This window comes from Chryseobacterium sp. SIMBA_029 (genome assembly GCF_046535275.1).
Classification (GTDB): domain Bacteria; phylum Bacteroidota; class Bacteroidia; order Flavobacteriales; family Weeksellaceae; genus Chryseobacterium.
The window spans coordinates 1-241 of sequence record NZ_JAWRXA010000785.1; the positions used below are offsets into that span (position 1 = coordinate 1).

1 pseudogene is annotated in these 241 nt (G+C 36.9%); it reads right to left on the minus strand.

Going from position 1 to position 241, the window contains the following annotated elements:
* A pseudogene (locus tag SB679_RS26075) lies at window positions 1-241 on the minus strand (long-chain fatty acid--CoA ligase); the annotation flags it as partial.

Here is a 241-nt window from a genome sequence, read left to right on the forward strand (position 1 = left end):
CTGTAGAAATTCAAAGTTAGGAACGATTAGTGCTGAAACAAACTGTCTTCCTTCAGCCACCAGCATAATCTGTTGAATAAAATTGTTATTGGTCAGAAGATTTTCGATTTGTTGCGGAGCAATATATTTTCCATTGGAAGTCTTCATCAGGTCTTTAATTCTGTCTGTAATGATCAGGTTACCTTTCTCATCAAACTTACCTGCATCTCCGGTTTTAAACCATCCGTCTTCTGTAAACACT